The 22486-nt window shown below is 69.7% G+C and carries 23 protein-coding genes and 1 riboswitch; of the genes, 15 read left to right on the top strand and 8 right to left on the bottom strand.

Annotated elements, in window-relative coordinates:
* Positions 1-57 precede the first annotated feature (57 nt).
* Entirely contained in the window at positions 58-1323 is a 1266-nt protein-coding gene (locus ABTW65_RS15490; protein ID WP_350661514.1) for an NYN domain-containing protein, read from the bottom strand.
* A gap of 122 nt (positions 1324-1445) precedes the next feature.
* Here ABTW65_RS15490 and ABTW65_RS15485 point away from each other — a divergent pair, with 122 nt between their 5' ends.
* From ABTW65_RS15485 to ABTW65_RS15470, 4 genes are all read left to right on the top strand, one after another.
* Positions 1446-1628 (top strand): hypothetical protein, encoded by a 183-nt coding sequence (locus tag ABTW65_RS15485; RefSeq protein ID WP_091049976.1) that lies wholly within the window; start codon positions 1446-1448, stop codon positions 1626-1628.
* A 96-nt stretch (positions 1629-1724) separates the two neighbouring features.
* Positions 1725-1929: riboswitch (cyclic di-AMP (ydaO/yuaA leader) on the top strand.
* A 15-nt stretch (positions 1930-1944) separates the two neighbouring features.
* On the top strand, positions 1945-2931 hold the full coding sequence (locus ABTW65_RS15480; protein ID WP_350661512.1) for a C40 family peptidase: 987 nt from the start codon (positions 1945-1947) through the stop codon (positions 2929-2931).
* Between the two features lie 37 nt (positions 2932-2968).
* Positions 2969-4171 carry a hypothetical protein gene (locus tag ABTW65_RS15475; protein ID WP_350661510.1) on the top strand — a complete coding sequence of 401 codons (1203 nt, stop codon included), beginning with the start codon at positions 2969-2971 and terminating at the stop codon, positions 4169-4171.
* On the top strand, positions 4168-5400 hold the full coding sequence (locus ABTW65_RS15470) for a M48 family metallopeptidase (RefSeq protein WP_350661508.1): 1233 nt from the start codon (positions 4168-4170) through the stop codon (positions 5398-5400). The genes ABTW65_RS15475 and ABTW65_RS15470 overlap by 4 nt, the downstream gene beginning before the upstream one ends.
* Before the next feature lie 115 nt (positions 5401-5515).
* Here the strand turns inward: ABTW65_RS15470 and ABTW65_RS15465 are convergent, their stop codons facing one another.
* Positions 5516-7309: an AMP-dependent synthetase/ligase gene (locus ABTW65_RS15465; RefSeq protein WP_350661506.1), complete on the bottom strand. Its 1794-nt coding sequence runs from the start codon at positions 7307-7309 to the stop codon at positions 5516-5518.
* Positions 7310-7441: 132 nt separating this feature from the next.
* Between ABTW65_RS15465 and ABTW65_RS15460 the strand changes: the two genes are divergently transcribed.
* Genes ABTW65_RS15460 through ABTW65_RS15440 form a run of 5 tightly spaced genes read left to right on the top strand, consistent with a single transcriptional unit; the run spans position 7442 to position 11451 of the window.
* Positions 7442-7888, top strand: coding sequence for an SRPBCC family protein (locus tag ABTW65_RS15460; protein ID WP_160024372.1), 447 nt, complete (start codon positions 7442-7444; stop codon positions 7886-7888).
* Positions 7885-9096: an ArsA family ATPase gene (locus tag ABTW65_RS15455; protein WP_350661504.1), complete on the top strand. Its 1212-nt coding sequence runs from the start codon at positions 7885-7887 to the stop codon at positions 9094-9096. Before ABTW65_RS15460 ends, ABTW65_RS15455 begins: the two co-directional genes overlap by 4 nt.
* A gap of 2 nt (positions 9097-9098) precedes the next feature.
* Positions 9099-9521: a DUF5304 family protein gene (locus ABTW65_RS15450; protein ID WP_350661501.1), complete on the top strand. Its 423-nt coding sequence runs from the start codon at positions 9099-9101 to the stop codon at positions 9519-9521.
* A 3-nt stretch (positions 9522-9524) separates the two neighbouring features.
* A complete protein-coding gene (locus tag ABTW65_RS15445) occupies positions 9525-10478 on the top strand; it encodes an ROK family glucokinase (protein WP_350661499.1) in 954 nt (317 codons plus the stop codon).
* 10 nt (positions 10479-10488) lie between these two features.
* Complete coding sequence (locus ABTW65_RS15440) at positions 10489-11451, top strand: ROK family protein (protein ID WP_350661498.1); 963 nt, start codon at positions 10489-10491, stop codon at positions 11449-11451.
* Here ABTW65_RS15440 and ABTW65_RS15435 read toward each other — a convergent pair.
* Positions 11448-11936 carry a hypothetical protein gene (locus tag ABTW65_RS15435; RefSeq protein ID WP_350661496.1) on the bottom strand — a complete coding sequence of 163 codons (489 nt, stop codon included), beginning with the start codon at positions 11934-11936 and terminating at the stop codon, positions 11448-11450. The genes ABTW65_RS15440 and ABTW65_RS15435 overlap by 4 nt on opposite strands.
* Positions 11937-12034: 98 nt before the next feature.
* Here ABTW65_RS15435 and ABTW65_RS15430 point away from each other — a divergent pair, with 98 nt between their 5' ends.
* From ABTW65_RS15430 to ABTW65_RS15415, 4 genes are read left to right on the top strand one after another with little or no spacing between them, the layout of a single operon-like run.
* A complete protein-coding gene (locus ABTW65_RS15430) occupies positions 12035-12769 on the top strand; it encodes a lysophospholipid acyltransferase family protein (RefSeq protein WP_350661494.1) in 735 nt (244 codons plus the stop codon).
* Positions 12770-12819: 50 nt separating this feature from the next.
* Positions 12820-13263 carry a flavin reductase family protein gene (locus tag ABTW65_RS15425; protein WP_350661492.1) on the top strand — a complete coding sequence of 148 codons (444 nt, stop codon included), beginning with the start codon at positions 12820-12822 and terminating at the stop codon, positions 13261-13263.
* Positions 13260-14105 (top strand): arylamine N-acetyltransferase family protein, encoded by an 846-nt coding sequence (locus tag ABTW65_RS15420; RefSeq protein WP_350661491.1) that lies wholly within the window; start codon positions 13260-13262, stop codon positions 14103-14105. The genes ABTW65_RS15425 and ABTW65_RS15420 overlap by 4 nt, the downstream gene beginning before the upstream one ends.
* A 25-nt stretch (positions 14106-14130) precedes the next feature.
* Positions 14131-15021, top strand: coding sequence for a coiled-coil domain-containing protein (locus ABTW65_RS15415; protein ID WP_350661489.1), 891 nt, complete (start codon positions 14131-14133; stop codon positions 15019-15021).
* A gap of 13 nt (positions 15022-15034) precedes the next feature.
* Here ABTW65_RS15415 and ABTW65_RS15410 read toward each other — a convergent pair whose 3' ends face one another.
* On the bottom strand, positions 15035-15562 hold the full coding sequence (locus ABTW65_RS15410) for a GNAT family N-acetyltransferase (RefSeq protein WP_350661487.1): 528 nt from the start codon (positions 15560-15562) through the stop codon (positions 15035-15037).
* Positions 15563-15789: 227 nt separating this feature from the next.
* Between ABTW65_RS15410 and ABTW65_RS15405 the strand changes: the two genes are divergently transcribed.
* Positions 15790-17079, top strand: coding sequence for a glycoside hydrolase family 10 protein (locus tag ABTW65_RS15405; protein ID WP_350661485.1), 1290 nt, complete (start codon positions 15790-15792; stop codon positions 17077-17079).
* A 68-nt stretch (positions 17080-17147) separates the two neighbouring features.
* On the opposite strand, the gene ABTW65_RS15400 is transcribed toward ABTW65_RS15405, so the two are convergent.
* Genes ABTW65_RS15400 through ABTW65_RS15385 form a run of 4 tightly spaced genes read right to left on the bottom strand, consistent with a single transcriptional unit; the run spans position 17148 to position 20825 of the window.
* Positions 17148-18020 carry a metallophosphoesterase gene (locus ABTW65_RS15400; protein ID WP_350661483.1) on the bottom strand — a complete coding sequence of 291 codons (873 nt, stop codon included), beginning with the start codon at positions 18018-18020 and terminating at the stop codon, positions 17148-17150.
* 29 nt (positions 18021-18049) lie between these two features.
* The gene (locus ABTW65_RS15395; protein WP_350661481.1) at positions 18050-18520 is read right to left on the bottom strand and encodes a hypothetical protein; all 471 of its coding nucleotides are present in this window, start codon (positions 18518-18520) and stop codon (positions 18050-18052) included.
* A complete protein-coding gene (locus ABTW65_RS15390) occupies positions 18517-19986 on the bottom strand; it encodes an FGGY family carbohydrate kinase (RefSeq protein WP_350661478.1) in 1470 nt (489 codons plus the stop codon). The genes ABTW65_RS15395 and ABTW65_RS15390 overlap by 4 nt, the downstream gene beginning before the upstream one ends.
* Positions 19983-20825 carry a DUF1028 domain-containing protein gene (locus tag ABTW65_RS15385; RefSeq protein WP_350661476.1) on the bottom strand — a complete coding sequence of 281 codons (843 nt, stop codon included), beginning with the start codon at positions 20823-20825 and terminating at the stop codon, positions 19983-19985. Before ABTW65_RS15385 ends, ABTW65_RS15390 begins: the two co-directional genes overlap by 4 nt.
* Positions 20826-21014: 189 nt before the next feature.
* Between ABTW65_RS15385 and ABTW65_RS15380 the strand changes: the two genes are divergently transcribed.
* Positions 21015-22433, top strand: a complete 1419-nt coding sequence (locus ABTW65_RS15380; protein ID WP_350661474.1) for an APC family permease — start codon at positions 21015-21017, stop codon at positions 22431-22433.
* Positions 22434-22486: the final 53 nt, after the last annotated feature.

Below are 22486 nucleotides of genomic sequence, written 5' to 3'. Positions count from 1 at the left end.
TCGAACGTCGAGAGAACCTATCGAATCAGGGCGGTATGGCGCAGGAAGCCTGCTGGATCAGCCCAGCAGGGGCGAGAGCGAGGAGAGCGGGACGGTGCGGGCGCCGGCGCGGCGTACGTCCTTGACGACCTCGGCGTCGTCGGTGGCGACCAGGACGACGCGGCCGGCGGGCTCGGCGTCGACGAGGTCGCGGATGACGTCGTCGGCGATGACGCCCTCGGGGGAGAAGAGGACCTTGACGCCGCGCGGAGGCACGGCGGTGGGACGTACGGATGCGGAGTGGGCGTCGAAGACGACGGTCGTCTCGGCGCCGGTGCGGGCGGCGATCGGCGCGATCCCCCGCAGCAGCCGCAGCCGCTGGGCGTCGAGCGCCGAGTCTGGCCACAGCGCCTTGGAGACGTTGTAGCCGTCCACGATCAGCCGGACCCGCGGCATGGCCAGGAACTGCTCGAGGTGGGCGCTGCTGGTGACCCCGGCACCGGCGGCGGCGTCCGCGGAGGCCAGCTCGGCCTCCACCCGCTCGCCCGGGGTGCCGGTGACCGGTGGCAGCGCCAGCTCGCGACGCAGGCCTCCGGCCGCGTCGAGCAGCGTGTCGAGCAGGAACCGGGCGCGCAGCGAGGCGTCCTCGCGGTCCGTCTTGGACGTACGCCGCTCGGCGGCCGCCTCGCGCTCCAGCTTGTCGATCTGGCTGCGGAGCTGACGCAGCTGGCGGTCACGTGCGGCGAGCTCGTCCTCGGCACGGGCGAGCGCCGCGCGGGTCTCGGTCAGAGCCGCGTCCAGTCCCGTGCCGGCCTCGCGTGCGGCTGCTCGGGCCTCGCCGAGCTTGCGCCGCAGGGCGGTGTTGTCGGCCTTGAGGTCGTCGAGGCGGGCCTTGCGGTCGGCACGGACCTCGCGGATCTCGTCCTCGGCGGCGGCGAGCTTGCCGCGCAGGCGGGCGACCTCGGCGTCGACCACGGGCACCGCGGCGGCGTCGAGCCGGTCCAGGGCCTCCTTGAGCGAGACCTCCCAGCCGTCGGGGCGGATGAGCCAGACGACGGCGGCCGCCTCGGCCGGGTCCTCGGGAAGGACCACGTCGTCGGAGGAGCCCTCGGGAACGTACGCCGGGCGCAGCTGGCTGCCGACCTTCTCCCGGACCTCGTCGTCGCTCTCGAGCACCGAGGCGATCATCGCGCCGCCGGCCTTGGCGCGCCGGGCAGGCGCGAAGTCGGCGATCCGCTTGAGCGCGGGTGGGAGCCGCACCACGTCGGGAAGCACCCCGGCCGTGAGCGCGACGATGCGCCCCCGGACCGTGTCGGGGAGCGTCGCGTACGCGGAGACCTCCATGTTCCAAGTGTAGGGACCCGGTCCGCGATCGCCGCCTCGAATACCGTGCTGCGATGGTGGTGACACGCCGCACGCAACCGGACGAAAGCAAAAATGTCGGTGCTCGGTGAGACCGTCACAGCATGACGACGAGAATCGACTGTGACACCTGCCTCGTACGCGGTTTGGCGTGCCACGACTGCGTGGTCACCGTGCTGCTGGGGCCGCCGCCGGAGCTGACCATCGAGGACGACGAGCGCCGGGCGCTCGACGTGCTGGCCGAAGGTGGGCTGGTCCCGCCGCTGCGCATGGTGGAAGGGATGTAGCCGAACTTTTGGGCGTGGGTGGTTGGCAGGTGGGGGATGCCGTCGGCTAGTGTGCGCAGGAACTTGGCGCTCGTGGGAGTGGGTCAACCGGCCCACGCGAGTGTCGCGCTTAGTCCAGGCCCGCTTCGGGGCGGGCCAGGAGCCGGGGAACCACACCGGTCGTACGCCGCGAAAACGGAGTGCGATCACCTGGGGTGCATCCGCCGCAAGGGCGATCTGGGAGACCAGATCGAGGAGCGGTGGTAAGGCAGGTCGTGCCTGAACCCGTCAGCTCACCCGGTAGGCGTCAACGACTACACAAGGAGACCGTCCGCTCGTGACACGCGACCGGAAGCGACTCATTGCCGGAGTAGCCGGCATCGCCGCCATCGGTGTCGCCGGGATCATTCCCGCAGCGACCCCCGCCCAGGCAGACCCAGACATCGACGACGTTCGCAAGAAGGTCGACAAGCTCTACACCCAGGCCGAGGCGGCCAACGAGGACTACAGCAACGCCAAGCTGCGGCTGCAGGACCTCAAGGACCAGCTCGACGACCTCAGCTCCGACGAGAAGCGTCAGAGCAAGGAGCTCGACAAGATCCGCGCCGAGCTCCGTGACTCCGTGCTGCGGCAGTTCGAGGGCTCCGACGTCTCTGCCGTCGGCCAGGTGATCACCTCCGAGGACCCGCAGGAGTTCCTCGCCGGTCTCTCCACCGTCTCGTCCTACAACGCTCTGCAGGCCGACCTGCTGGCTCGGTACAACACCGAGGCGGAGGCCCTCCAGGTGCGTCGCGAGGCCACCGAGGACGCCAAGTCCCAGATGGCCAAGGTCAAGACGACCATGCAGCAGAAGAAGAGCGAGATCGACAAGAAGTACGAGGCGGCTCAGGCCGAGCTCGACGAGCTGGAGGCCGATGAGCTGGAGGAGTTCCAGTCCACCGACACCAGCATCCCCTCCAACCTGCCGCCGCCCTCGGGTCGCGCCAAGGTGGCCGTCGACTACGCCCTCGCCCAGGTCGGCGACGCCTACGTCTACGGCGCCACCGGGACCGAGTCGTGGGACTGCTCGGGCCTCACCATGGGTGCCTGGGGCCAGGCCGGCGTCTCGCTCCCGCACTCCTCCTCGGCGCAGTACAGCAGCGGACCCCAGGTCTCGCGCGACCAGCTCGCCCCCGGTGACCTGGTCTTCTACTACAGCCCGATCAGCCACGTCGGCATCTACATCGGCAACGGCATGATCGTGCACGCCTCCAACCCGAGCACCGGTGTGAAGGTCTCCCCGATGGACGAGATGCCCTACACGGGCGCCGTCCGCCCGGGCTGAGTTGACCCAGGACCCCGAAGAGGCCGATCGTTCGCAGGTGCGAACGGTCGGCTCTCTTCTTTCTCGCCCGGCCCTGATCGGGGCCGCGCTCGTGCTGGTGATGCTGCTCGCCGGGTTCGTCGGCTGGCGGCTGACCGGCGGGGGCGAGTACGTCGCGCCCACACCGTCCACCGCGCCGGTCGTGCGCGCCGACACCGAAGGCGCCCGGGCCTCCCTGGACGAGCTGGTCGACGGCGTACGTGAGGGGGCGGAGCCCGAGGGCGAGGACGCCGCCTCGGTGGCGGTGCGCAACGCCCATGCCATCGGCATCGAGGACGTCACCGCGAGGTACGTCGCCGAGGCGGACAACGTGGAGCCGGACGGCTCCTGGACGGCCGACGTCGAGATGTCGTGGCGCATGCCCGGCGATCCCGCGCTGACCGAGGAGCTGAAGGTCGGCTTCGACGCCGACGGCGCGATCACCGGGTTCTCGGCGGCGCAGGGCACGCGGCTGCCGCTGTGGCTCAGCGGTCCGGTCGAGGTGCGGCGTACCGGCTCCACTCTTGTCATCGTCCAGGCCTCCGCAGAGGTCGCCGACCGCTACGCCGAGCTGGCCACCACCGCGGTCGCCGGGGTCCGCAAGGTGATCCCCTGGAACGACCCGCGCCTGGTCCTCGAGGTGCCGTCCACCGGCCTCGACTCCGCGCTCGGCGCGCAGCCGGGCACCTACGCCGCCGTGGCGGCGGTCACCGCGACCGTCGACGGGTCCACGAAGGTCGGGACCCCGCTGCACGTGTGGGTCAACCAGGGCGTCATCGGCGACCTCGACGCTCCCGGCGCCCAGATCGTCATCACCCATGAGGCCACCCACGCGGCCACCGACGCCGCGACCAACACCCGCCGGCCCATGTGGCTTGTCGAGGGCTTCGCCGACTACGTCGCGCTGCGCGACACCAAGCTGCCGCTGTCCAAGACCGCCGGCCAGATCCTCGCCCAGGTCCGCGAGAACGGCGCCCCCGACCACCTGCCGGGCAAGGCCGAGTTCAACACCCGCTCGGAGCACTTCGGCGCCGAGTACGAAGCCGCCTGGCTCGCCTGCGAGGTGCTCGCCGAGGCCGGCGGCGAGCAGGCCCTGGTCGACCTCTACGAGGAGACCGGGCGCGGCATCGGTCTGGAGAAGGCGCTGCAGGCAAGCTTCGGCTTCGGGGAGGACGAACTCACCGCCCGCTGGCGGACCCATCTGTCAGAATCTGCGAAGTGATTGCAACGCGGCGTACGTCCTGGGTGGTTCTCGTCCTCGGGGCGGTCGCATTCGTGGTGCTCGCCTGGCTGCTGATCCCGTGGCACCCCTACCCGGGCGGCGCGCTCGACCTGCCCGACGAGCGTGACGTGTTCACGCCCGAGGAGCTCGAGCGGATGCTGGCCTACTCCGGCACCGCTCGCTGGATCAGCCGGGCCTCGCTCGTCGTCTCGCTCGTGGTCGCCTGCGTGCTCGGGTTCACCCCGCTGGGGCGGCGTCTGGTCGCGCGGATACGCGGACCATGGCTGCTCCGGGTGGTGCTCGCGGTCGCCGTGGTCACGCTCCTCGGCTGGATCGCGACGATGCCGTTCGCGGTGGCGATCCACCGCCTGCAGATGCGCTACGGGCTCTCCCGGCAGGCGTGGGGGCCCTGGCTGGGCGACTCGCTGCTGAACCAGGTCGTCGGCATCGTGACCAGCTCGGTGGCGCTGCTCGCCCTCTTCGCCTGCATCCGCCTCGGCCGCCGTTGGTGGCCCGCCGTCGCCGCCGCCCTGGTCGCGGCCCTGGTAGTGGTCGGCTCGTTCGTCTACCCGGTCGTCATCGAGCCGCTGTTCAACGACTTCGAGCCGCTGCAACGCGGCCAGTTCCGCACCGAGGTGATGGCGATCGCCGAGCGTGAGGGCGTCGAGCTCGACGACGTCCTGGTGGTCGACGCCTCCCGGCGGACGACCTCGCTCAATGCGTACGTCACCGGCTTCGGCTCCACCCGCCGCGTCGTCCTCTACGACAACCTCGTCGACTCGCAGCGGGGCGCGGCCGCCCGCGGCGCCGTCCTCTCCGTCGTCGCCCACGAGCTCGCCCACGCCAAGCACGATGACGTCCTGGTCGGGACGGTCATCGGCGCCGCCGGCGCGGTCGCCGGCGTCGGTCTGCTGGGCCTGCTGCTCTCCTACCGCCGCCAGGACGAGTACGCCACCCCCGAAGCCGTCCCGATGCTGATGGCGGTCTTCGCGCTGGCGAGCGTGCTGGCGATGCCCGTCCAGAACGGCCTCAGCCGGCACGTCGAGGCCCGCGCGGACGTCGACGCGCTCCATGCCACCGGCGACCTGGAGTCGTTCACCCGCTTGCAGCACGACCTCGGCGCCCGCTCGCTCTCCGACCCGTCCCCGCAGGCCTGGTCGCAGTGGTGGTTCGGCTCCCACCCGACCACCCTGCAGCGCATCGCGATCGCCCACCGCGTCCTCGACTGAAAAGAGGCCGAGTCGGCTCATCCTGACCAGAAATGCCGCCGAGTCGGCTCGTCATGACGAGCCGACTCGGCGGTGATCTCGATCAGGATGCGCCGACTCGGCGCCACGAGAACTCTTACTTGCTGTAGAGCGCGTCGACCTCGTGGCTGAACTCGCGCATGACCACGTTGCGCTTGAGCTTGAGGCTCGGGGTGAGCTGGCCACCCTCCTCGGTCCAGGAGTCGGCGATGATCACGAACTTGCGGATCGACTCGGCCTTCGAGACCGCCTTGTTGGCGTCGTCTACGGCGCTCTGGATCACGGCGAGCAGGTCCTCGTCCTCGACGAGGTCCTCGATGTTGCCGGACTTGCCGTTGGCCTCGGCCCAGGTGGGCAGGGCCTCGGGGTCGATGGTGACGATCGCGCCGATGAACGGCTGACCGTCGCCGACGACGATGCACTGGTCGACGAGGACGTGGGCGCGCAGGCGGTCCTCGAGGACGGCCGGGGCGACGTTCTTGCCGCCGGCGGTGACCAGGATCTCCTTCTTGCGGCCGGTGATCTTGACGAAGCCCTCGTCGTCGACCTCGCCGAGGTCGCCGGAGTGGAACCAGCCGTCATCGGTCTTCGCGTCCGCGGTGGCGGCAGGGTTCTGCCAGTACTCCTTCAGCACCTGGCCGCCCTTGAAGAGCAGCTCGCCGTCGTCGGCGACACGGACCGAGGTGCCGGGAATCGGCCGGCCGACGGTGCCGATCTTGAACGCCTCGGGCAGGTTGACGGTGAGCGCGCCGGTCGTCTCGGTGAGGCCGTAGCCCTCCAGGACGGTGACGCCGATGCCGCGGTAGAAGTGGCCCAGGCGGTCACCGAGCGGCGCTCCGCCGGAGATCGCGTAGGAGCAGTTGCCGCCGAGCGCGGCGAGCAGCTTGCCGTAGACGAGCTTGGAGAACAGCTTGTGCTTGGCGGCCAGCAGGAACGGCGCCTTGCCGGTCTCGGTGGCGCGGGAGTAGTCGATCGCGACCTCGGTGGCCATGTCGAAGATCTTGCCCTTGCCGTCGGCGACGGCCTTCTGCGAGGCGGTGTTGTAGACCTTCTCGAACACCCGCGGCACGGCCAGCACGAAGGTCGGCTGGAAGGTGCCGAGGTCGGCGACGAGATTCTTGATGTCGGGGGTGTGGCCCAGACGGGTGCGGGACGTGATGCAGCCGATCTGGATGATCCGCGCGAAGACGTGCGCGAGCGGCAGGAACAGCAGCGTGCTGCGGCCTTCGATGTTGAACAGGCCATCGAGCGAGTCGACGACGACGCCGAGCTCGAACATGAAGTTGCCGTGGGTCAGCACGCAGCCCTTCGGGCGGCCGGTGGTGCCGGAGGTGTAGATCAGCGTCGCGGCGTCGTCAGGGGTGACCGCGCTGCGGCGTACCTCGAGCTGCTCGTCGGTGATGTCGGCGCCGAGCTTGACCAGCAGGTCGATGGCGTTGTCGTTGATCGACCACACGCTGTTGAGCGCTGCGCAGCTCGCACGGACCTCGCTGATCCGGCTCATGTGGCCCGCGTCCTCGGCGATGATCGCCACGGCGGCGGAGTCCTGGAGGATCCACTCGATCTGCTCGGCCGAGGAGGTCTCGTAGATCGGCACCGTCGTCGCGCCGGCGAACCAGATCGCGTAGTCGATCAGCGTCCACTCATAGCGCGTCTTCGAGAGCAGCGCGACCCGGTCCCCAGCGCCGACACCCGCCGCGATCAGTCCCTTGGCGACGGCGGAGACCTCAGAGAGGAACTCGGACGACGTCACGTCGACCCAGGAGCCGTCGGCGCCTGGCCGGCTGAGGACGGCTACATCGGGTGCCTCAGCGGCGTTGCGCACGACATCGTCGCTCAGACTGCCGGTGGGGGGAACAACGTACGTCGCGGGCGTGGAGAACTCGCGCACTAGGGCCTCCGCATACTGATGGTAGGTGGGTACGAACCGGAGGTTACCCCCGTCACAGCCCGACCATTTCACCGGGATGCTATCCGGTACGCTCCATGGCACCTAGCAAGTCAGGGAGTGAGGACACCACCGATGGCCGATCAGACCACCTCGACGATCGTGATCGAGGCCGCGCCCTCGGCAGTGATGGCGGTGATCGCGGACTTCAAGTCCTATCCGGCCTGGGCCAAGGGCATGCAGGAGGTCAGCGTCCTCGAGACCGGCGTCGACGGGCGGGCCGAGCAGGTCCGTTTCGTGCTGGACGTCGCGCCGATCAAGGACGAATACACCCTGGCGTACGACTGGGACGACGACCGCCAGGTGACCTGGTCGCTGGTCAAGGGCAACCTGCTGCGGTCGATGGACGGCGCCTACGTGCTGCGCGACCTCGGGGGTCGCACCGAGGTCACCTACCGGCTCGCGCTCGACCTGAGCATCCCGCTGATCGGCATGCTCAAGCGCAAGGGCGAGAAGGTCCTGATCGACACCGCGCTGCGAGGCCTCAAGCAGAGAGTCGAGAAGCAGGGCATGCCTTCGTGAGAATCCTTCTCTTCACCGGCAAGGGCGGCGTCGGCAAGTCGACCGTCTCGGCCGGCACCGCGGCGATGTCCGCGGCCCGCGGCCTGCGCACCCTGGTCCTCTCGACCGATGCCGCCCACTCCCTGGGCGACGCGTTCGGGGTCGAAGGCGCGCTGGGTTCGGACCCTGTCCAGGTCACCGAGCACCTCTACGTCCAGCACGTCGACGCCCAGCGCCGCTTCGAGGAGTCGTGGGCGGAGGTGCAGGGCTATCTGCTGAGCGTCCTGGACACGATCGGGGTGGACCGGATCGCGGCCGAGGAGCTGACCATCATCCCCGGTGCCGAGGAGGTCTTCGCGCTCCTGGAGCTGCGCCGGATGGTGGTCTCGGGGGAGTGGGACACGATCGTGGTCGACTGCGCCCCGACCGCCGAGACGCTGCGGCTGCTCGCCCTTCCCGAGGCCCTGGGCTGGTACCTCGAACGCATCCTCCCGGTGCAGCGCAAGATGGTGAAGGCGCTCAAGCCGGTGCTGACCAAGGCCGCAGGCGTGCCGATGCCCGGCGACTCCGTCTTCGACGCCCTGGTCCGGCTCCACGACGAGCTCGCAGAGGTCCGTGCCCTGCTGTCGGGCCCCGAGGCGTCCGTACGCATCGTGCTGACCCCCGAGCGAGTCGTCCTCGCCGAGGCACGACGGTCCTGGACGACGCTCTCCCTCTACGGCTACCGCGTCGACGGTGTCGTCGCCAACCGGATCTTCCCGGCCGGCGGCTCCGACGACTGGCGCGCCGGCTGGGTCAAGGCCCAGGACGACGTGCTCGGCGACGTGGGCGCCTCTTTCGAGGGGCTGCCGGTCTGGCGCTCGTTCTACCGGCCGACCGAGCCGGTCGGGGTCGAGGATCTGCGCGAGGTCGCCGAGGCTGCGTACGCCTGGACCGGCAGCGTCGACCCGCTGGCCGTCCCCGAGACCGCGGCTCCGTTCCGGACCGAGACCACCGGCGAGACCACGATCGTCCATCTGGCGCTGCCCGGGCTGGCGCAGTGGGTCGCGCGCGACCAGGTCCAGCTGGGCCGCAACGGCGACGAGCTGGCGATCACCGTGGGCGCCTACCGGCGCCTGCTGACCCTTCCCGCCGCACTCGCCCGGATGCGCGTCAGCGGGGCGCGGGTCGAGGGCGGGGAGCTGCGAGTAACGTTTTCTCGTCAGACGACGAACACCGAGAGCGAGTAGTCGTGAGCGAGCAGCGCCACGAGTGGGCGGACGAGCCGTTGGGGTCGACCGCCGAGGAGCTCGGCCGGCTGATGGAGGCCATCGGCGAGTGGGCCAAGGACTCCCGGATCGGCCACCTCACCGAGTCGGTCGGGGAGCATCTCGATACCGGGGCACCGGAGTGTGCCTACTGCCCGCTGTGCCGTACCGTACATGTCCTCCGGGAGTCGAGTCCGGAGGTCAAGGTGCACCTGGCCAGCGCTGCCGCATCGTTGATGCAGGCCGCGGTCACGGTGCTCAACGCGGCGGCCACGGGTCCGGGTGCTGGCCCTAGTGAAGGCGAGGAAGCTCACAGTGATGGCGTGCGGGCTGAGGAAGATGCGACCCGGGACTGGGCGCAGCGCTCGGAGAAGGTCGAACGGATCGATCTTGACGGCTGGAGCTGAGGCATGACGACGACGAAGAAGCTCGCCTGTGGTGTCGACGTCGGTGGCACCAAGATTCTCGGCGGCGTCGTCGATCACGACGGCAACATCATCGAGGACCACCGCGTCGAGTCACCGGCGAAGAGCCCGGAGGCCATCGAGGCCGCCATCGTCGAGGTGGTCTTGGAGCTCAAGACCCGCCACCCGATCGAGTGCGTCGGCATCGGCGCGGCGGGCTACATCGACAAGGGCCGCTCGACGGTCATGTTCGCGCCCAACATCGCCTGGCGCGACGTACCGCTCAAGGAGCGCCTGGAGAAGGTCCTCGAGCTGCCGGTCGTGATCGAGAACGACGCCAACGCGGCTGCGTGGGGCGAGTTCGAGTACGGCGCGGGTGCCGAGGTCGACAACATGATGCTGGTGACCGTCGGCACCGGTGTCGGCGGCGGCCTGGTGCTCGAGGGCGAGCTCTACCGCGGCGCCTTCGGCGTCGGCGCCGAGATCGGCCACATGAGGGTCGTGCCCAACGGCCACCTGTGTGGCTGCGGCAACCGCGGCTGCTGGGAGCAGTACGCCTCGGGGTCGGCCCTGGTGCGCAACGTCCGCTCCGCCGCGCGCGGAGGGTCCCTGCTGGCCCGCGAGGTCCTGGATCGTGCCGAGGGTGACCTCGACAAAATCAAGGGCCCGCTGATCACCGAGGCGGCCCGCGACGGGGACGCCTTCGCGATCGAGGCGCTGACCGACCTCGGCATCTGGCTCGGCGAGGGGATCGCCTCGATCGCCGCCGTGCTGGACCCGGCCGTGGTGGCCATCGGCGGGGGAGTGGCCGAGGCCGACGACCTGCTGCTCGGGCCCGCTCGGCGTGCCTTCCAGGCCCAGCTGACCGGCCGCGGACACCGGCCGATGCTCGACGTACGCAAGGCGACGCTCGGCAACCAGGCCGGTCTGATCGGCGCGGCTGATCTGGCCCGCAAATGAGCCATTTCCAGTGAGCCTGCACATCGGTGTCGACATCGGCGGCACCAAGGTGCTCGCGGCGGAGGTCTCACCGGCCGGTGAGGTGCTCCGCACCGCTCAGCGCAGCACGCCCGGACGCCGGGTCGAGCTGGAGCTGGTGGAGGACGCGCTGACCGAGGCGGTCACCGAGGTGGCCGCCGGCCGGCCCGTCGCCGGCGTCGGCCTGGCCGCCGCGGGGTTCGTCGACGCGGCCGGGGAGCGGGTCATGTTCGCTCCCCACCTGCCCTGGCGAGGCGAGCCGACTCTGACCCGGCTCTCCTCGCGCTGGGGCACCCGGGTGGCGCTCGACAACGACGCCAACTGCGCCGCGCTGGCCGAGCTGGAGCTCGGCGCCGCCCGTGGCGTCGACTCTGCTTTGCTCATCACCCTCGGCACCGGCATCGGTGGTGCCGTGATCCTGGACGGCAGGGTCGTCCGGGGCCGCAACGGCATGGCCGGCGAGTTCGGCCACATGCAGGTCGTACCCGGCGGGCTCCCGTGCGAGTGCGGCCTCACCGGCTGCTGGGAGCAGTACTCCTCCGGCAACGCGCTGGTCGCCTTCGTGCGCGCCCGCGTGGAGACCGAGGAGTACGCCGGCTGCGCGCTCGACGAGCTGGCCGCGGGCGACCCGCTCAAGATCACCGGCCCGGCGGTCACCGCCGCCGCGGCACGCGGCGATGCGCTCGCGCTGGCTGCGTACGAGTCGGTGGGGTCGTGGCTAGGGGTCGGGATGGCCGGCCTCGTGGCCGCCTTCGACCCCGAGCTGTTGGTCGTCGGCGGGGGAGTCTCCACCGCGGGCGACCTGCTGCTGACGCCTGCCCGCACCGCGCTCGAAGCCTCGCTCGTCGGCCGTCTCCACCGCGAGGTGCCCCGGATCGTGGCGACCGCCTTCGGCGCGGAAGCAGGCGTGGTGGGAGCGAGCATCCTCGCTCGCCGCCTTACCGGCGGGAGCTAGACCCGAGCGCCGTCGTCCCAAGGGTCGCGGGGCTCGGACGGCATGGTCACCAGCAGGTAGACGAAGCCGGCCAGGAAGGCGGCGACCAGGCCGCCGATGACCCAGCTGTTGAAGTGGCGGCCGGTGATCTGGGTGACCACGATCAGGACCATCACGGCGACCGGTGCGCCGAGCACGCCGATCCAGGCGAGCAGACGTGCCGGGGTCGGCTTCGGCAACGGCGGCGGAGGCGGCGGGACATAGCCCTCCTCGTCGTCGCGCCACATGTCGTCATAGGGGTCCGGCTCGTCGACCGTCTCGACGATGTCGATCTTCTTCTCGAACAGATCGCGGGCGACGGGCTCCTCCTCGAGGGCGGGGCGGTCGCCGTAGTTCTCGACGATCTGGCGCCATGCCTCGTCGTCCGACGGCTGGCCCTCCGAGGGCACGGAGGCGTCGTCGGAGGCCCCGGTCGCGTCCTCAGGCCGGTCGTCTCGGTCACTCACTCCTCCAGCCTAGCCGGATCTCATGACAGGGTGCGGGAGTAGAAGTACCTGTCTCGTTATAGGCTCATCGGTCGAAGGCAAATAGGGAAGGCGATGGGGTGTCGACGAAGCTCTTCTACTCGTTCTTGAAGTGGGTCGCGATCGGGCCTATCCTTCGGGCGGTTTTCCGTCCGTCCTATGAGGGCACGGAGAACATCCCGCGCAAGGGCCCGGCGATCATGGCCAGCAACCACCTCTCCTACGCCGACTGGCTCTTCATGCCGCTCGGGATGAAGCGGATGGTGCGTTTCGTCGCCAAGGCGGAGTACTTCACCGGAACGGGCCCCAAGGGCTTCCTGCAGAGGATCTTCTTCTCGGGCACCGGCAACGTGCCGATCGACCGTGGTGGCGCCACCGCCGCCGAGGGGGCGCTCATCGCCGCCAAGCGGGTCCTGGCCGAGGGCGAGCTCTTCGGGATCTACCCCGAGGGCACCCGCTCCCACGACGGCAAGCTCTACCGGGGACGGACCGGCATCGCCAGACTGGCTCTGGACACGGGTGCGCCCGTGATCCCGGTCGCCGTGATCGGCACCGATGTGATCGCGCCTCCGGGCAAGAAGTTCGGCAAGCTCGTGCACCCGCGGGTGATCTACGGCAAGCCGCTCGACTTCTCGCGCTACGAGGGCATGACCAACGACCGCTACATCCTGCGCGCGATCACCGACGAGATCGTCTACGAGATCCTCAAGCTCTCCGGCCAGGAGTACGTCGACATGTACGCCACCGAGGCCAAGAAGCTGGCCGAGGGCAAGAAGCCCGCGAAGAAGTCCGGGCCTACCAAGGACGTAGCCTGACGATCCACTCGTCCCACCCGTTCCCGACGCCGGAGGATCCGGTACGCCGGTTGCGCGGTCGTCTGGGTGGGCGGGTCTCGCTGTGGACCTCCGGCTCTGCCGGTTCCTGGGCCGGGCTCACGGTCTCCTCGCTGATGGTGGCCAACGGGTCGCCCGGAGCCGTGCTCGGCCTGCTCGATCCCGACTCGGACCTGCGTGACGAGCTCGAGGAGACCGGCGTGGGGGTCGTGTCGCTGCTCCACTGGCGCCACCGCGACCTCGCCGAGGCGTTCGGGGGCACCGCTCCCGCTCCCGGCGGCGCGTTCCGGACCGGGTCGTGGGAGACGACCGAGTTCGGCCAGCGGCTCGCCGATGCGCCGACCTGGGCAGGCGTACGCCTGGTGTCGATGCAGGAAATCGGCTGGTCCGCCTTGGCGACGTGCGAGATCGTGTCGCTGGAGGTCGGTGACGACGCCGACCCGCTGGTCCACCGGCACGGAAGGTATGAGCGATGATCGACGGCTATCTGCGACGGCTCGGCATCGAAGGGCGGCCGGGGGCGACGTACGAGACGCTTGTCGATCTTCATCACCGCCACCTCGACACGCTTCCCTACGAGAACCTCTCGATCATGCTCGCGGCCATCGGGGCCGTGGGAGCACCGGATCCGGTGGACCCCGAGGTGACGCTGGCGCGGGTCGCGGCCGGGGGCAACGCGGGCTACTGCTTCCACAACAACGGCGTCTTCTCGCTGGTGCTGAAGGAGCTCGGTTTCGACGTCGTACGCCGCTTCGGCCAGATGCTCGAGGCCACCGGTCCTTCGGGGACCTTGGACCACCTGGCGATCGAGGTTCGTGGACTGCCGACCTCATCGAACCCGGCGGGACGGTGGGCTGCCGACGTGGGCTATGGGGACGGCTTCCGTGACCCGTTGCCGCTGGTCGATGGGCATTTCCGGCAGTCCGGCTTCGTCTACCGGCTGGCGCGGGTGGGGGAGTCGGGGTGGACCTTCCACCACGACCCGCACGGTTCCTTCAACGGGAGCTTCGTGCGCGGCGACGTCGCGCAGGACGCGATCGAGACTTCGCACCTGCGTCTCTCCACGCCGCCCGAGGGCGACTTCGCTCGCAAGCTCGTCGTGCAGCGTCGTGACGCGACGGGCGCTGACACCGTTCGCTCGATTCGGCACACGCGGACCGGCTCCGGGGCGTCGACGCGTGAGCTGCGGGACTTCGAGGAGTGGCGCGCGGCGCTGGGTAATCTCGGGCTGTCGTTCCTCGGGGTCGAGGACGACGCGCTGCGCGAGCTCCACAAGCGACAGGCCGCCGACTACGACGAGTGGTTGCTGACGCGGTAGTCCGCGACGTGCTGAGATGGCGGACATGAGCGACGAACCTGCCCCCGAGCTGCTCGACATCGCGGCCGAGCTCTACGGGCTGCCGCTGCCCGACTTCACTCCGGAGCGCGACGCGCGGGTCAAGGCTCTCAAAGGGACGCCGCTGGCTGGCCCCGCCAAGGCGCTGAAGAAGCCCTCGACCGCGGCGTGGGTGGTGAACCTGCTGGTGCGCTACGAGACCGAGCAGGTGGAGCAGGTGATCTCGGTCGGCGCCCTGCTGCGTGAGGCGCAGACGGGCATGGACGCCGCTCAGCTGCGCGAGCTCACGAAGCAGCGCCGCCAGCTGACCGCGGCGGTGACGACCCGTGCCCGCGGCCTCGCGCGCGAGCACGGTCTCCGGGTGACCGAGGCGGTGGCGACCCAGGTCGAGGCGACGTTGACCGCGGCGATGATCGACGAGTCCGCTGCCCAGGCCGTACGCAGCGGCCTGCTCATCTCCCCACTGGCCGCCACCGGGATCGACGCCGTGAACGCGGCGGACGCCGTCGCGCTGCCGGACGCCTTGGGCTTCGAGGTCCCTGAGATCGTCCCGCCGCCCCCGGAGCCGCTGCGGGCGGTCCCGGACCTGCCCGACACCGCGGCGCTCGACGAGGCCCGCGAGGCGCTCACGGAGGCCGAGTCCGCGCTGTCCGGCGCCGAGGAGGAGCGCGACAAGGCCATGTCAGCCTTCAAAGATGTCGAGGCGAGGTCGCTCCAGGTGAAGTCGGAGATCGACGAGCTACGCCGCCGGCTGGCGGACCTCGAGGCGACCGCCGCCGACGTCGACGACGAGCTCACCGAGGCGGAGGAGGCCCGCGACTCCGCCGAGACCGCGGTCTCGGAGGCCGCCGCCACCCGGGACGCCGCGGCCGCTGAGGTCGAGCGCCTCGGCAGCTAGGCCGGTCGCCGGCTCAGATGCTCTTCCGCATCCGGACCAGCGGGACCGGTGCCCCGCCACGGTCGTCGGTGATCCGCTCGACGGGTTCGAAGCCGTACGCCGTGTAGAGCGGCTCGCCGGACAGGGTGCCCATCAGCTCGAGGGTCGTGAAGCCCTCCGCTGCCGCGGCGCGCTCGCAGAGGTCCAGGATCAGCCTGCCCACGCCGCGGCGGGCGAAGGCCGGGTTGGTGTACATCGCCCGCACCCTGGCGGGATCGCTGGCCGGGTCCAGAAGCGCCGGCTCGCGGCCCGGGGTGTGGTCGCCGCCGTAGAGCGTCGCCCTCCTGCTCCAGCCGCCGCAGCCGGCGATCTCGTGGTCCTCTTCGACCACGAAGTAGGTGCCGTCCTCGATCAGCTGGGTGTCGATGCCCATCACCGTTCGGCTCGAGGTGATCTGGGCTGCGGTCAGGAACCCCTTCTGGAGCTCTCCGATCGACGTGTTCATGATCGCCGTCAGGGCCGGGATGTCTTCTCGAGTCGCGATGCGGTGGGTGAAGGGCACCTGCCAAAGCCTGCCATGACGCTGCGGCTTCGTCGCCGGGCGACCGAGCACAGGAATCCTGTGTGAGGTAAGTCACGCCAATTCGGCCGAATCTATTGACGCTATAAAACGATGTCGATAACGTTTTCCAGCGAGTTCGCGCGAGCTCCGAGGTACCACCGACCACCTTTCATTCCGGGAGAACAGGATCGATGATGACCCGAGTTCGAGTTAGACCCCTGCGCGCCGTGAAGGCCCGAAGAACCGCCGCCTTCACCACCCTCGCCGCCTTGGTGATCACCAGCGGCATCGCCATCCTCGCCGTCGCCGGCCCCGCCCGGGCCGACGGCTCCACCCTGCAGGCAGCCGCGGCCGAGTCCGGCCGCTACTACGGCACCGCCATCGCCGCGAGTCGGATGTCCGACTCGCAGTACACGACCATCGCGAACCGCGAGTTCAACATGATCACCGCCGAGAACGAGATGAAGATGGACGCGACCGAGCCGTCGCCGAACCAGTTCAGCTTCTCCTCCGGCGACCAGATCGCAAACTGGGCCATCCAGAACGGCAAGCGGGTCCGCGGGCACGCGCTGGCCTGGCACTCCCAGCAGCCGGGCTGGATGCAGAACATGGAGGGCAGCTCGCTCCGCAGCGCGATGCTCAATCACATCGCCGGGGTCGCCGGCCACTACCGGGGCAAGATCTATGCCTGGGACGTGGTGAACGAGGCCTTCGAGGACGGCTCCTCCGGGGCCCGCCGCAACTCCAACCTGCAGCGCACCGGCAACGACTGGATCGAGGCCGCCTTCCGCGCCGCCCGCTCCGCCGACCCGAACGCGAAGCTCTGCTACAACGACTACAACACCGACAACTGGAGCCACGCGAAGACGCAGGCGGTCTACAACATGGTCCGCGACTTCAAGTCGCGCGGCGTACCGATCGACTGCGTCGGCTTCCAGGCCCACTTCAACTCGGGCAACCCGGTGCCGAGCAACTACCACGTCACGCTGCAGAACTTCGCCGACCTGGGCGTGGACGTACAGATCACCGAGCTCGACATCGCCGGCTCCGGCACCTCGCAGGCCGAGCAGTTCCGCGGTGTGACCCAGGCCTGCATGGCGGTGACCCGCTGCACCGGCATCACTGTCTGGGGCGTACGCGACACCGACTCGTGGCGCGCCTCGGACACCCCGCTGCTCTTCGACGGCTCCGGCAACAAGAAGCTCGCCTACGGCTACGTCCTCGACCAGCTCAACACCGCCGACGGCGGATCCACGCCACCGGCGGGGAGCTGCACGGTGAGCGCCACCCGGACCGAGTCCTGGAACGACCGGTTCACCGTCAGCGGCACCGATGACTGGGTGGTCCGGATCAGCACCGGCTCGGGCCAGAGCCTGCAGAACTCCTGGAACGCGACCGTCTCCGGGACGTCGGGAACGCTCACCGCCACACCGAACGGCAACGGCAACCAGTTCGGGATCACGCTCTACTCGGGTGGGAACACAGCGACACCGACCGCGACCTGTACTGCGGCCTGACCCCAAGAAAGCTGAGGCCCCGGCCGCGGATGATCCGCGGCCGGGGCCGTGCCGTCGGACACGCGGCCTCAGAGCTCCTCGAGGGTGTCCTCTCCGGACGCGGCGTCGTAGAGGTAGACCTGCTCGCCCGCACGGGGGTCGCGGGCGGAGAGCACGTGGAAGGTGGGGGAGGCCGGGTCGGCGAGGTCGACGACGGACGCGCCGGCGCCGAGCACGCCGCGTACGAGATGCGGGGGTGCGGTCGTGTCGATGCGCGTCACGATGCCGGGCGTCACCCACACGGGTATACCGGCGAGGAACCCGCTGACCTGGAAGTGCAGGTGCCCGGTGAGGATCGCGCGTACGTCGCTGCTCCGCACCACCCGGCCGAGGGCGGAGATGTTCCGGAGCACGACATCGGCGACGTAGGGGACCGAGGCGAGGTGAAGGGGCGGATGGTGCAGGACGAGGAGGGTTCCGTCGCGCACCGGAGTGGCCAGCTCGTTGGCGAGGCAGGCCAGCTGGTGCTCATCGAGGAAGCCGTGGGTCTTGCCCGGGACCAGGCTGTCGATGGTGATGACCCTGAGCTCGCCCAGGTAGCTGACCGCCGCGCACATGTCCGAGTCCGGGTCCAGCGGTCGGCCGCGGTCGCTCCCGTCGGGATCGCGATGCCCGCTGCCGAGCACCTCGCGGAACGGTCCGCGGGCATCGTGGTTGCCGGTCGAGTAGAGGTGCGGGATGCCGCGCTCGGCCGCGAACGCGCCCACCCGCTCCAGGACCGCGCCGCAACCGGCGGCCGAGCCGTCGTCGGCGATGTCGCCGCTGACGACAACCGCGTCCAGCCCGGGCACATGGCGGGCGTCGCGCAGAATGCTCTCGAGCGCGGCGACGGCGTCGACACCGTCCATGTCGACGCCGCTCGCGGTGACATGGGTGTCAGAGAGATGCAGGATCCGGGTCAAGTCTGGGTTCTCCTGTCCGATCGACGGGGTCACGTGGTGTAGGCCGACATGAGGACCTCGGCGACGCCGTCGTTCTCGCTCTGGACGGCGACGTCCAGGTAGTGGGCGTCGACCTCGTCCCCGATCTGGGTGAGGTCGACCTGGACACAGGCGATCGCGTCGGCGTCGATGCAGCCAGTCTCGTCCAGCACCGGCGAGCCGGGTAACCGGGCGAGCCAAGCGTCGAGCTCGGCCCGGGGGACCGTCATCGCGCCCTCGATCTGCCAGTCCTGGAACCCGATGTAGGTGCAGCTTGCTGCCGAGGTCCCGTCCGGCAGGTCTGGCGCTCCAACCGCCTGCGCCAGATCGACGCAGTCGGCCGGCACGTCCTCCGCCGCCTCGCGCAGGTCGGTGCCCACCCAGGCGACCAGCCCGACGAAACCGACCAGCATGAGGACCACGAACACAGCACCCGCTACGAGCGCCCAGCCCCACCAGGGCACCCGTCGCGGAGTGCTCATGCCCACTGTCGGGAGCGCTCGACGGCCCGGGTCCAGGAGGCGTACGCCTCATCGGCCTTCTCGCGACGCGACGCGTCGGGGGAGAAGGTGCGGTCCAGGGCCCAGGTCTCGCGGATCTCGTCGAACGACGACCACACCCCGACCCCGAGGCCGGCGAGGAAGGCCGCCCCGAGACCCGTGGTTTCGACGAAGCGGGGGCGGGAGACGTCCACCCCGAGCTGGTCGGCCTGAAGCTGGCACAGCAGGCTGTTGGCGGCAGCACCGCCGTCGACGTTGAGCGAGGCGACGGGCGTCGGCATGGTGGCCATCACGTCGCGTACCTCGAAGGTGATCGCCTCCAGGGTGGCGCGCACGATGTGGGCACGGGTGGTGCCGCGGGTGATGCCGATGATCGTGCCGCGGGCGTCGGGGTCCCAGTGGGGTGCGCCGAGACCGGTCAGAGCGGGCACGAACACGACACCCTCGGACGATGTCACGGTGCGCGCCAGCGCCTCGGTCTCCGCGGCCGCGCCGATGATCTGCAGGCCGTCGCGCAGCCACTGCACCGCGGCGCCGGTCACGAAGATCGAGCCCTCGAGGACGTAGGTGACCTCTCCATCGGGCGACATCCAGCCGGGCGAGGTGAGCAGCCCGGACTCCGACCGCTGCGGTGTGGTGCCGGTGTTGGTCAGTACGAACGAGCCGGTGCCGTAGGTGCACTTGGAGTCGCCCACCTCGAACGCGGCCTGCCCGAACAACGCGGCCTGCTGGTCCCCGGCCACCCCGGCGATCGGTAGCGAGAGATCCAGGAAGGAGCGCGGGTCGGTGACCACACTCTCGCCCCAGTTGGGGCCGATCTCCGGCAGCGCGTCGCGCGGCACCCCGAAGAGGTCGCACAGCTCGTCGGACCAGTCGTTGGCGCCGATGTCGAACAGCAGCGTCCGTGACGCGTTCGAGACGTCGGTGACGTGGTGCAGGCCGCGGGTCATCCGCGCGATGAGGTAGGAGTCGACGGTGCCGATCGCGTAGCGCCCCGACTCCACGTGCGCCCAGGTGTGCGGCTCGTTCTCCCGGATCCAGGCCAGCTTCGTCGCGCTGAAGTAGGGGTCCAGGCGAAGTCCGGTCAGCTCCCGGACGCGGGCGTCGTCGTCGGCCATCGAGGCGCACATCGCGGTCGTACGCCGGTCCTGCCACACGATCGCCCGCCGCGGCGACCCCAGCGTCTCCCGGTCCCACAGCACGACCGTCTCGCGCTGGTTGGTGATCCCGATGCCGACGAGGTCGTCCTTGCCCTGGGCCTTGAGGACCGTACGGCACGCCTCCAGGGTGGCCTGCCAGATCCCCTCGGGCACGTGCTCGACCCGGCCAGGGCTGGGGAAGAGCTGATCGAACTCCTCATAGCCCCGGGCCACGACCTCGCCCGACTCGTTGACGATCAGGGCGGTGACGCCGGTGGTGCCGGCGTCGATGGCGAGGATCGAGGTCACTTCGGCGTCCTGACGATGTCGAGGATGCGCCGGTCGATCCAGGACAGGTCCTCGGCCACCCGCATCTCGTAGTTCTCGGTGGCGACCCAGGCGAGGAAGCCCGTGGCGCCCTGCGCCGCGGCGTACGTCTCCACCTCGGCCTCGATCTCAGGGGTGACCTGCACCTTCTCGGCCTCGGTCGACGCGGTCAGGTAGAAGTCGCTGAGGTCCAGGAGCCGCTTCAGCTCGGTGATCGGCGCGGCGTGGTCGTCGACCCGGAGGTCGGCCGCGATGTCGTCGTTGCCGCCGTAGCCGGCCTCCTCGCGCACCACCAGGAGGGCCGCGCTCTGCCGGCCGCGGCTGTCGCCGCCGGCCTCGTCGCCGGCGGCGAGGGCTGCCAGGAGACGGTGCTGCAGTGGCTCCTCGGGAGAGGAGGCGAGCCAGGCGGCCTCCATCGCCTCGACCACCTCGGGGCCGGTGAGGATGTTGCCCTGGATCGCGTAGGCCCCGTCGTCGGTGGAGCCGGTCCGGCCGCCCGCCCAGTCGAAGCAGGCGGGTCCGGTGTGGGAGGCGGCGTTGCCGTCGACGTCGACGATCCCGACCTGACGGTGGTCCCGGCGCTCGTCCTCCTCCAGGAGCCTCTCGAGGGCGACCGAGGCGGTCGCACCCTCGTCGAGGTGGGCGAGCGCGAGACCCTTGTAGGCGACGTTGGCCTCAGCCTGGGTGGCGATGGCTCCGACTCCGGCGACGGCGGCCGGGACGGCCGATCCGACGGCGAGGAACTTCGAAGCGACGGCCACACCCCAGGTGGGCTCCCCGGTGCCTGGATCAACTGCTCTGGCGACGATGGAGAAGGTCATGGCGCGACCCTATCCACGAAATTTCGTCCGGTTACGGCGTGTTGACGAATTGTCGTACACCTGACGTCGAGGTTGGGCTTTGATTGAGGGATCCCTTCATCCCAATTTCGGAACTGAGTTTCGAACATGACCAGGAAGGACATCATGACAACCCTGGCGAAAGAAGAAACACCCGAGTTGAAGAGAGTGATGGGGCCCTGGCTCCTTCTGCTCTTCATCGTCGGTGACATCCTGGGAGCCGGCGTCTACGCCGTCACCGGGACCATGGCCGGCTACGTGGGCGGCATCCTGTGGCTGCCGTTCCTGCTCGCCTTCGTGGTCGCCACGATGACCGCGTTCTCCTACCTCGAGTTGGTGACGAAGTATCCCAGCGCCGCCGGAGCCGCGCTCTACACGCACAAGGCGTTCGGCATCCACTTCCTCACCTTCATGGTGACCTTCGCGGTCGCCTGCTCGGGCATCACCAGCGCGTCGACCTCGGCCAACACGCTGGCGCAGAACTTCTTCGGCGGTCTGGAGATCAACGGCTGGATGGACGCGCCCAGCGAGGGCGCCGTCACCCTGCTGGCGTTGGGCTTCATGGTCCTGCTCGCGCTGATCAACCTGCGCGGCGTGGGCGAGAGCGTGAAGTTCAACATCATCCTCACCGTCGTCGAGATGGTCGCGCTGTGCATCGTGATCGGCGTCGGCTTCTACGTGATCGCCCAGGGCAAGGCGGAGATGTCGGAGCTGATCTCCTTCGACGACTACTCGAACATGGGCGTGGTCTTCGCGGTCACCGCCGCCACCTCGGTGGCGTTCTTCGCGATGGTCGGGTTCGAGGACGCGGTCAACATGGTCGAGGAGACCAAGGAGCCCGAGAGGATCTTCCCGCGCACCATGTTCATGGGCCTGGGTGCAGCCGCGCTCCTCTACATCCTGGTCGCGGTCTCGGTCGTCAGTGTCCTGAGCCCCGGAGAGCTCGAGACGATCCGTGAGTCCGAGGGCCGGGCCCTGCTCGAGGTGGTCGCCAAGGGTGCTCCCGACTTCCCGATCGACAAGGTGTTCCCGTTCCTGGCGGTCTTCGCCGTAGCCAACACGGCGCTGATCAACATGCTGATGGCCAGCCGGCTCGTCTACGGCATGGCCAAGCAGCGGGTGCTGCCCAAGCAGCTGGGCGCGGTCCTGCCCGGCCGCCGCACGCCCTACATCGCCATCATCTTCACCACGATCCTGGCGCTGTGCCTGATCTGGTACGTCTCCAGCGACCCGGACAGCAACATCGTCTCCAACCTCGGCTCGACGACCGCGCTGCTCCTGCTGTGCGTCTTCGCGATCGTCAACATCGCCTGCGTGGTCCTGCGCAACCGACGTGCCGACACCGACAAGGTGTTCTTCACCGCGCCGAGGTGGCTGCCGCCCATCGCCGCGATCCTGTGCATCTACCTGGCCGGCCCGTGGGTCGACCGCGACGGGATCGTTTACGAGATCGCCGGCGGCCTGATGGTCATCGGCGTGATCCTGTGGGCGATCACCTGGCTCATCAACAAGTTCGCCAACAAGGACGACGAGCCGCCGCACTTCAAGGACATCGAGCACATGGACGTCAACCCGGAGGACGACAAGTAAACGGGTGACTTCGGTCAGGGCCGGCGTACGAGCTGTTGAGGACGTACGCCGGC

The organism is Nocardioides sp. NPDC127503 (assembly GCF_040302165.1).
Taxonomy (GTDB): Bacteria; Actinomycetota; Actinomycetes; order Propionibacteriales; family Nocardioidaceae; genus Nocardioides.
This window is presented reverse-complemented; position numbering and strand designations above follow the sequence as displayed.

Coding starts and splice junctions, on each gene's coding strand:
- ABTW65_RS15385 (WP_350661476.1), bottom strand. CDS start 20,825: ATGACCTTCTCCATCGTCGCCAGAGCAGTTGATCCAGGCACCGGGGAG.
- ABTW65_RS15415 (WP_350661489.1), top strand. CDS start 14,131: ATGAGCGACGAACCTGCCCCCGAGCTGCTCGACATCGCGGCCGAGCTC.
- ABTW65_RS15380 (WP_350661474.1), top strand. CDS start 21,015: ATGGGGCCCTGGCTCCTTCTGCTCTTCATCGTCGGTGACATCCTGGGA.
- ABTW65_RS15445 (WP_350661499.1), top strand. CDS start 9,525: ATGACGACGACGAAGAAGCTCGCCTGTGGTGTCGACGTCGGTGGCACC.
- ABTW65_RS15420 (WP_350661491.1), top strand. CDS start 13,260: ATGATCGACGGCTATCTGCGACGGCTCGGCATCGAAGGGCGGCCGGGG.
- ABTW65_RS15395 (WP_350661481.1), bottom strand. CDS start 18,520: ATGAGCACTCCGCGACGGGTGCCCTGGTGGGGCTGGGCGCTCGTAGCG.
- ABTW65_RS15490 (WP_350661514.1), bottom strand. CDS start 1,323: ATGGAGGTCTCCGCGTACGCGACGCTCCCCGACACGGTCCGGGGGCGC.
- ABTW65_RS15460 (WP_160024372.1), top strand. CDS start 7,442: ATGGCCGATCAGACCACCTCGACGATCGTGATCGAGGCCGCGCCCTCG.
- ABTW65_RS15485 (WP_091049976.1), top strand. CDS start 1,446: ATGACGACGAGAATCGACTGTGACACCTGCCTCGTACGCGGTTTGGCG.